The sequence below is a fragment of the Candidatus Omnitrophota bacterium genome (genome assembly GCA_026387175.1).
Taxonomy (GTDB): Bacteria; Omnitrophota; Gorgyraeia; order 2-01-FULL-45-10; family 2-01-FULL-45-10; genus CAIMPC01.
Genome location: JAPLME010000012.1, coordinates 102942 through 113036, shown reverse-complemented (window position 1 = coordinate 113036; position 10095 = coordinate 102942). Strand labels below are relative to the sequence as shown.

At 47.3% G+C, this 10095-nt stretch carries 4 protein-coding genes; all 4 read right to left on the bottom strand.

From position 1 onward, the window contains the following. Positions 1-350: 350 nt before the first annotated feature. Positions 351-3509: an efflux RND transporter permease subunit gene (locus NTY76_07855; GenBank protein MCX5678997.1), complete on the bottom strand. Its 3159-nt coding sequence runs from the start codon at positions 3507-3509 to the stop codon at positions 351-353. Positions 3510-3573: 64 nt separating this feature from the next. Next, positions 3574-6762 (bottom strand): efflux RND transporter permease subunit, encoded by a 3189-nt coding sequence (locus NTY76_07850; protein ID MCX5678996.1) that lies wholly within the window; start codon positions 6760-6762, stop codon positions 3574-3576. A gap of 88 nt (positions 6763-6850) precedes the next feature. Continuing rightward, positions 6851-8053 (bottom strand): efflux RND transporter periplasmic adaptor subunit, encoded by a 1203-nt coding sequence (locus tag NTY76_07845; GenBank protein ID MCX5678995.1) that lies wholly within the window; start codon positions 8051-8053, stop codon positions 6851-6853. A 36-nt stretch (positions 8054-8089) separates the two neighbouring features. Next, positions 8090-10093: a TolC family protein gene (locus NTY76_07840; protein MCX5678994.1), complete on the bottom strand. Its 2004-nt coding sequence runs from the start codon at positions 10091-10093 to the stop codon at positions 8090-8092. Between the last annotated feature and the right edge of the window lie 2 nt (positions 10094-10095).

Genomic DNA, 10095 nt, shown 5'->3' with positions numbered 1-10095 from the left:
TAGAGGCCGCCCTCTTGTAGCTAATTATATGATACCACTATAATATAAAGAAACTATGCGCCACGCTTGTTATCAAAAACCTTTTCAAATTTTTACTATCTGCCTTTCTATTCATATTTACATACTAAGTATATCATACATGCAACCTTTGTCAAGTCTTAATATCTACCTTTTTTAGCTCTTAATCCAATTGTAACTTGCTTATTTTATAGCTAGTTACGTCTATGAAAACCTAGCTTAAAAAACAGTGCTCTTTAGCCTGCGGCTACTTTGCATTTTATGCTGCGGAAAACACCTGTGGCGATTGAAGCGGAACTGTATGATGGGACGTCATTTCCGATCTTCGCGGTTTATAAGCTTGGCTCTGTTATTTTTCTCTTAAAAAGTTTTTTTCCTATGTTTGTAACACTTAAATAGATTGCCGGAATTACCGTAAGTGTGCGAAATGTCGCGACTGTAAGGCCGGCCATAACCGTTATGGCCATAGGTGCGCGGAGTTCCGCGCCTTCGCCGCCTAAAAATGCCATAGGTACAAGCCCCAGTATCGTCGAAAACGCTGTCATAAGTATAGGCCTGACTCTGGAGATACTGGCGGCTAAAGCAGCTTCTTTGGTACTCATTCCTCTTGATATATACAGATTAATACAGTCGATCAAGACCACCGTGTGGGCTACGTCTATTCCGCCAAGTATCCCAATGCCTATCAATACATATGCGCTCACGCTTGTATGGGTAATGAATAGTCCCCATGCGACTCCTATAAGTGACAGAGGTATACTGAACATTACGACGAAAGGCTGCCATAAAGATTCGAATAGCGCCGCCATTATCATATACACCAGTAGAAACGCGGCAATTATGGCGTTTCTTAAACTATCGAAAGATGTCTTCATCTCTTCCGATTCGCCCGCCAGTTTGAAGGTATAGTTATTCGGGACATGAATTTTGGTTAATATATTGTCTACATCGGAGGTAACGTCTTTTAAGGCCCTATCATAAATATTGGCATAGACCAATACCACCCTCTCCTGCTCCATCCTTATTATTTCACTGGGGCCTTTACCCCTTGTGAAACTGGCCACGCTCGATAATTGTATTTTAGCGCCTGTCGGTGTTTGCAGCTCGATCCTTGCAAGTTTATCGAAATTGTCCCTATCCTGTTTCCTCAGGCGCACTCGAATATCATATTCTTCTCCCTTATCTTTCAGCTTGCTGGAAACAAAGCCTTTCAGCCCTATCAGGGAGGTCTGCGCTATATCCGTAACCGAGAGGCCGTAAAGAGAGGCCTTATCTTTATCTATATAGACTTTGATTTCCGGGGAAGGTTCTGACAGGTTATTTTTAACGCCGTATATCCCCTTGATACTTCCTAAGGCCTTTTGCACCTCACGGGCTAAATTTTCCAGGACCTTTAAGTCATTTCCCTTTATTTCTATGGTCACAGGCGCTTGTACCGCCGTGCCTGCCGCCAGGACGTTTTCCTGCAATACGTAATCTATGCGCGCTCCTTCAAGTTTCATGGTGGCCAAGTGGCTCTTTACTATCTGAACTACATCGGAGCTCTTCAGCTTCCTTTTCTTCTTAAGAGATACGACTATCTCAGCTTGATTATAGTTTAAGCGGTCTACGATACTTTTCGTCGAGGATTCTTTCGTGGAGCCCACCGTTGCGCTGACAGCTTCCACCTCCGGTATTGTTAAAAGGAATTTTTCTATCTTTTCGGAGACCGTATTGGTAACCTCTAACCTGGTTCCCGCCGGCATATCGATCTTTACGGTAAACTGGCCCTGGTCTACCTTCGGCATCAGCTCTTTATCCATGAATATGAAAAGTGTGAGCGATAACAGGAATACAATAAATGTCTGAAATATATATTTCCCCGGCGCGTTTACATATTTTACTGTCTGCTTTTCGTAGAAGTGACGCACTATCGCGACGGTCTTCGGATCTTTATCCAATATCTTCAAGCCTCTTGAGGCGAGAAGAGGGATTATCGTCATGGAGGCGACCCACGAAGTCATAAGCGAGAATGTCACCGTGAGGGCAAAATCTTTTGTTATCTGGCCGACAATTCCGACGACAAATATCAGCGGCAGGAAGACCACCACTGTGGTTAATATAGCCCCTGCCACCGCGGTGGAGACTTCGTTTGCTCCGATAATAGCTGCTTTTTTCGGATCTTCACCGGACTGCATGTGGCTGAATATATTTTCAATAACGACAATTGCGGCATCGACAAGGCTGCCGACGCCAAAAGCTAATCCGCTCAATGACATCATATTTATCGATACGCCTGAGAGGAACATTAAAGAAAATGTTGCCATTATCGATATGGGGATAGTAAACGCGACTATAAGGGAACTCTTGGCGTTTCTTAAAAAATAATACAGAACTATTATTACGAGAACGGCCCCCTGCCAGGCAGCGTCCCATACGCCGTTGATGGAATCTTTTATAAAACCGGACTGATCATATACAACCTTGAAGCTGATATCCTTGGGCAGGTCTCCTTTAAGCTCCTCGAGTTTCTTTTTTACCCTGTCGATGATCCTGACGGTATTACCGAGCGCCTGTTTCTGTATGGCTATCGATATGTTCTCTTTACCATTGTACCTAGAATAACTCGTCCGCTCCTTGACATCATCGGTGATGGTCGCTATGTCCCGGAGGTAAATGAGCCGCTTATCCTTGCTGACATTTCTTTTTGAGGGCTTACCCGGCTCATCTTCCTGCTGCTGGGGCTGCTGTCCCCGCGCTTCTTCGGAGCCGACAGGGACGGTCTCTACATCGCTGACCTTTTCAAATTCACCGAGCGTCCTGATAAGATATTCATAAAAGCTTTCTTTGATAGTGCCGGCAGGGTAGTTGAGGTTTGCGTTGCTTACGGCTTTCGACACATCGAGGATAGGTATCTGCCGTGATTGAAGCCTGCCCTGGTTAATGTCGACCAGGATCTCGCGCTCGAGCCCGCCGGAGATGGTTGCCGACGCGACCCCTTCGACTTTCTCGATCTCGTCTTTTATCATCTTCTTCGCCAGGCGCCTTAAATTTACGGGCGAACGGCTCTCGGAACTGGAGGTCACGCTCAAAAGCAGGATGGGTTTGTCGAAAGGGTTATAGGCTAATACGATAGGTTCTTCCGCTTCTCTGGGCAGCCTCTCCTTCACGAGATCTATCTTTTCCCTCATCCCGAGAGCGGCGAAGTTTATATTCTGGCTCCATCCGAATTCGGCTATGACAAGAGACAGACCTTCCTTCGATATGGAGCGTATTCTTTTTACGCCGGCAACGGTACCGACCGCCTCTTCTATCGGCTTAGTTATAAGGGTCTCTATCTCTTCCGGCGCGGCGTTCTCATAAGGGGTAACGACTGTGAGCTGTGGATATACTATCTGCGGGAACAGTTCCTGGGGCAATAATCCTAACGAAATACAGCCAAATATCAAAATTCCTGAGACAATCATTATGATTGTCACAGGTCTCTCTATAGAAAATTGGGATAGACTCATATAATTTTTATTATAAGTTTAAGTAGTCAAGCTTGTCAAGACCAATCCCTCGGTGGATCAGATTTTATGTCTTATCACGTGGCTTGAATATGCGGATCTTCCCCGTTAGTTCTTTTATACGGATGCCCGCATTTTCAGACACAATGTATACGCTGGGTACTATAAGAAGCGTAAGGATCGTAGAGCTGGTGAGGCCTCCTCCGACTGTTATGGCCAGCGGGCTCCACAGGTTAGACCCTTCCGAGGTGCTGACAGCCATAGGCAGTAACCCCAGGAGCGTGGTCATTGTGGTCATAAGTATCGGCCTGAGCCTGTCTCTTGACGCTATTATTACCGCTTTCAGGTAATTAACTTTCTGCCTGCGCAGGTTGTTAGCGTGATCGATCAGGAGTATAGCGTTATTGACCACGATGCCGCCGAGCATCATTATCCCCACCAGGACGCCCATCCCCACTGATTTACCGGTCACGTAGAGCGCTATCGTAACACCTATAAGCGCGAGCGGCACCGAAACCATTATTATGAACGGCTGGTGATACGACTCAAAGAGCGATGCCAGCACCAGATATATAAGTACCACTATCAGCCAGATTATTATCTTGAACTGCTTCTGGGTGGCCATCATAGTAGGGTAGTTACCGCCGATCCTGTAATAATAACCATCCGGAAGCTTCAAGTCGCCGAAGGCCTCCTTGGCAAGTGTCGCGGCTTTACTCAGCGGATATTTACCTATATTGGCGCTCACCTGTATCATTCTGGTCTTGTTCTTGCGCCATATTTCGCTGGGGCCAAGGCCATATTTAAAATCAGCCACCTGATCGAGATATATCCTTTCGTCATTCTTATTTATGAACATGAGCTTGTGAACATCTTTAAACGTTTTACGGTATTTCTCGTCAAGCCGCGCTATGGTCTCGACCTCGCTCGATGCCGTGTGGAAAAGTGTCGCGCGCAATCCTCTCATCTGGGCATGCACGGCATCGGCTATATCGGTAGTCGTCATATCGAATATGTAGGCCTTCTTTTTATCCACCCTTAGCCCGAGCTCAGGGCGCCCTTCCCTCATCCTTATCTTGGTATCTGTGAAGCCTTTTACGGCCCCGAGGCGCGTCGCCATCGATATCGCCACTTCACGCATAGTGTCATACTCGTAACCGAATAGTTCCACTATCACCTCTTTTGTGCCGACCTCCTGCTCTTCCTCGAAGTATATGAACGCAGGCCTAAATTTTTCAACCTTAGGACGGAGGGACTCAATGACTTCGGCGACGGAACGCTTGCGCCTTAGAAGGCTTACAAGCTCCACATAGACCTTGCTTGACCACGGCTCGACGCGGGCCGAGAACGTTTTGACTTCGGGGATTTCCTTGACTATAGCTTCGACTTTTTTAACTATCGAATCGGTAGCGTCAAGCTTGGCCCCCGTAGGTAATTCTATGAATATGGTGAACTTGTTCTGTTCGGTAGTGCCCATGAATTCCATGCCGAGCCTGCCTAAGCCGAAGAGTGCGATCAAAAATGCTATAAACGCTATAATATATACGTTCCTTATATTCCTTATGACGTAAATAACGCCCCTGCGCTGGGCGGCATACAGCGCCTTCATGAAGCCAACCACATTGGCCTTTCCGTAACCTTTCGGTATATCTTCGATCGAAAAGCGTGTTCTTGAGGAAAGGAGCGGCACGACCGTGATAGCGACGAAGAGCGATATAAAAAGTGAGATCGTCACCGTCCAGGCAACGCCGCCGTAAAGCAGTTTTATTTCCTGTCCCACAAAGATCATCGGCAGGAATACTGAGACGTGCGTAAGCGTGCCGGCAAGTATCGCCACCCATACTTCTTCGGTGCCCTCTATCGCCGCGGGGATCCCGCTTATGCCTTTTTCATGTTTATGGGCTATATTTTCAAATACGACTATGGCGTTATCGACGAGCATACCTACCCCGAGCGCCAAGCCAAAGAGCGTCATGAAGTTTATCGACAGCTTCACCATCCACATGAATATAAAAGTGATGATAATGGAAATGGGAATCGCCGAGCTCACTATCAGGACCGGCCGCACTTTCTTGATCGCGATCGCCGCTATTACCATTACCACCAGGAGTATATATAAGAATTTCGTGGGTATGAAAAGAATCGTGATTAAAAGAGCTGTTACCAACAGCATTGCTTTCCTGCTCAGTTTTATCATGAAGTACGAGAGAACTATTATAATAAGGCCGGCTCCCTGAAGAAGGGCCACCTTAAGATTTTCGATGGATTTTTCTATAAAATCCGCCTGATTACTCGTTATTACCAGCTGCAGGTCCTTGGGCAATATCCCGCGTAAGCGGTCGACTTCCGCTACAATCGCTTGTGCGACCTTAATGGTGTTGGCGGTCGACTCCTTCTGCACATATATCGATACGACGGGGCGCACATTGACGCGGGCGTATCCTGTAGGGTCGAGGTAAGAATCAAGCACACTTGCCACATCCTTAAGGCGTACCATCGTTCCGTCGGGCAGGGCCGTTACAGGAATATTCTTTATATCATCTACCGTCCTGTAAAGACCGATCGTTCTTATGAGATACTTGTCTTTAGCGCGCTCTATATCGCCGGATAGCAGGTTCAGATTATTGGCGCCTATCATAGCGATGATACGATCCAGCGAAAGATTATACGCGGCCATCTTTCTTTGATCGGCCTCTATCAGGATCTTGCGTTCTCTCCCGCCGGCGACCTCCGCATCGGCTACGCCGGGTATGCGTTTTATCACCTCGCGCACATTCTCGTCCACGATCTTCCGGATCTCTTCGGTAGTGCGCTTCAGGCTCGTTATAGAAATGATAACTATGGGGACATCGGAGCGTTTGAACTGGGCTATGATCGGTTTTTCTATCTCTTTGGGGAGCTTATTCTTGACACGGGCGAATTTTTCACGAACCTCGAGCGCGGCGAACTCCATGGCTATTCCCGGCGTGAAACTCAGGACAACCGTCGATTCGCCCTCTTTGGATATCGAAAGCATCTCTTCCAGATGCGTTACGCTGCCCACGCCCTCCTCGACGAGTTTCGTCACCATCGATTCGACTTCTGTGGGCGGAATGCCGCCTCGCACCTCGATTATTATGCTTATCTCGCCGAAACTTATATTAGGATATAGTTCCACCGGCAGCTGCATCATGCATACTATGCCCAACAAAAGGAGCATCGTATAGATCATCAGCATCGTGACAGGTCTATTGATGGAAAAAGACGGAAGGCTCATTGGTTATTTTCTCTTGAAAAATAGGGACAGCGCCCTATTTTTCCGGACTTATTCGAAAACAAATAGGGCGCTGTCCCTATTTTAAAGATTACGTCTCCTGCACTTCTGATATCTCTACCCGGGCTTTATCCTTAAATTCTTCCTGGACCTCCACTATCACGAGATCGTCCTCTTTCACGCCGTCGTCGACTTCCATAAGATCCGGTGTGGTATGGCCCATCTTGATCTTTCTCACTTCGACGGTGCCGAACTGGGCCTCTTTCTCTTTCACCATCGGCTCTTTCTTCGGCTCCTCCTTCTTCTTTCCGGCCATGAATCCGAAGAGCCCGCGCTTCTTCTCTTTCGGCTTCTCCTCAACTACCTCTTTCTTCGGCTCCTCCTTAGTCACGATGTAAACAAAGACATCGGCGTCCTTCTTCTTCATCGCGGATGTCGGCACCACTATCGCGTCCTTCTTGTCATACGTATAGATGAGCGCCCTGATGAATAATCCGGGTTTCAAGATTCCGTCTTTATTATCAAGCTCTACCTTTATAGTCATCGTGCGCGAACGGCCCTCAATAATAGGAGAGATCCTGTCGACAGTGCCGCTGAAAGATTTATTGGGATAGGATTCGGCGAATACATCCACTTTCTGGCCCAATGTGACATTAGGCATGTCCTTCTCTATTATGCTGAACTCGGCGTATACTTTATCCATAACTATAAATGTTCCGACCTTATCGCTGGTACTGGGATTTACGTAACTGCCGACATCTAAAGTCTTTGGTCCCATAAAACCGTTGTACATCGCGTATATATTTGTCTTGTCGAGATCCGATTTCGCGGATTCGTATTCAAGCTTGGCCTGCTCCATCTTCAAGGGCGATATCGCCCCTATCTCGAAGAGCCTCTTATTTTTATTCAATTCAACTTCAGCATATTTTAGTTTTAAGAGCGCGTCCTTCTGCACAACGCTCGCTATGATGTCGCCTTCCTGGATCTTCTCGCCTTCCTCAAAGTTCATGCTCTCTATAACGCCCGCCGCCTGAAAGCGAAGATCGACTTCTTTGAAACCTTTTATGTTTCCTATGGCCGGCAGCGTATCTTTAAAATCCATGCGCCTGACCTTATAGACCTTTACCGGCGTAACTTCCTCTTCGAAACTTACGGCGGGGACCTTGCCGGCGGCGCTGGGTTTTTTCTTGAATATCGCCTTCTGGATGTTCCCGGTCGTCCTTACCAGGATTACCACCGCCACTACCGCGACAATCGCGATAAAAAGAAATTTCTTCTTATTTTTTATGTCCATATATGAAGCGCCCCTTTTTTTGTGTCCTGATAAATTTTATTCATCCTTAAAATAATCTTCGATGCCGATCGCTTTATTTATACTTGCTATGGCCGTATGACAATCCGCTAAAGCCTGCACATACCCGAATCTCTCCTGAAAAAGCTTTATCATGCTCTCTATGACGCCGGAGTCCGGCGCCTCATCGAGCGAGCGTTTCGTTTTCGTAAATTCGAAGTCATTTTCCTGGTACCTTACTTTATTGGAAGCCGTATCGAGCTGTATAAGCGCTTTCTGGTAATTGAAACACTGTTCTTTCACCTCGAGAGTGACATCCTGCTTTATCTTGTTAAGTTCCTGTCTTGCCCTGTCAAAGTCTACTTCCGAGAGCTGTTTATCGGAGTACATGGCGAGATTGTCGAAGAGCTTCAGTTTATAAGAATTTGTGGTGGCCTCTGTCCCCTGGTACGCGCTTATCACCGGAGTCCACTGTTCTTTGGTAAAGGAATATTCCGCGGTGGATCCCCAGAACGGAACCGATGCCTTTACTCCGGCGTACCACTGCTCTTCGAGCTTCTGCTCCGGATATATAGGGGTCTGTCCGGGAAAACCTGTATCGGCCCACGCGTTATCCAGTGGTGTAAAATATTCCTTCGCGTAGCCCCAGCTTCCCATAAGATCTACTTTTGGCAGGCTCTTGGATGCGGCTATCTTTTTGCCGTAAGTATAATATTCTATCATCAGCAGGTTGGTCTTCACCTCCGGCCTGTTCATAAAAGCTGCCGTCAGCGCGTCTTCATATCTCACTTTTACTCTATTAAACGCGAGTTTTGGTTTCACGTTTATCTTTATTTCCGGATCTATATTCATCGCCTGCTTTAATATCAATTCCGCCACAGAGACATCGCCTTCCGCGGAAGCGAATTGAAATTTGACCTGGCTTGCCTGCGAGCTCACATTAAGAAGCTCCAGTTTGGAAGCGACATTGGCATCATACTGGTCGTTGACCATTTGGAAAATACGTTCGACTTCGCCGGAGAGCTCTGTCTGCATACGCAGGTTATCCTCCGTCTTCGCGAGAGTATAGTAAGCCTTTTTGACCTGGAGCACGAGCTCATTTTTTATCTTATCCCCTTCGGTCTTCGTTATCTCAAGGTTTGTCTCTGCCTGTTTTAAAGTGTAGTATAATTCACCGCCGTGGTAGAGCGGCTGTTTGCCCTCTATGTACTGTTTTCTCCCTATATAGTTCCGTTCATTGACTTTTCCGGTGTATGGCTCAAAGGCTACGGTGACCGAAGGCAGCATATTGCGCCGGGCCTCAATAATTCTCATCTGCGCGAGCTTTACGCTCTTCTCCGATACCTGTAAAGGGATGTCATTCTTTATCGCGATGCTTATACAATCGTCAAGAGTAAATACGTCGCCGAAGCTCGGAACCGGATTTATCTGCGGATTGACGCCGCGGGGCGAGCCCATCTTTTCCACTCCGGTTTCGAGGCCAAACCATTTATTGACAATTCCCGATCCCTTCTCATAAGGCTTCCTGCTTACTTTACTTATTTTGGGAGGCTTTATGATCTCGACTTTACTCTCTACCGGCTTCTTCACTTCCGGCGGCTTCATCTCTTCAGCGCTTTTCTCTGTCACTTTTATCGGCTGAGTTTTTATTGTCTGCGGCGCGACAGGCTCGGCCTTCTTCACCGTATCTTTCGGCATTGCTTTCGGCGCGACTGCCGGTGTTTTTGGCGCAACCACTGGCGCTTTCGGCGACACTACAGGCGCCACGGCGGCTTTATTCATGTCCGGCTTCTGTTCGGCAATCTCTTTTTTGGGAAGCTCAGGGATCGGCGCGGGGGCCTTTTTTACAATTGTAGGCTGTGGAGTTGTTTTTGCGGGAGCCTTCGGTTCAGAGGTCTCGGCCTCAGGCACGACGGGATTAAGGTCCAGATTAAGTTCTTCTTTAGAACCAAGCTGGCTCGCGAAAACGGTGCTCCAGGCCGATAAGCCGAAAATAAGTGTGGCTGATATTATGATCTTTACCGCGTGTTTAAATATGGGCATGG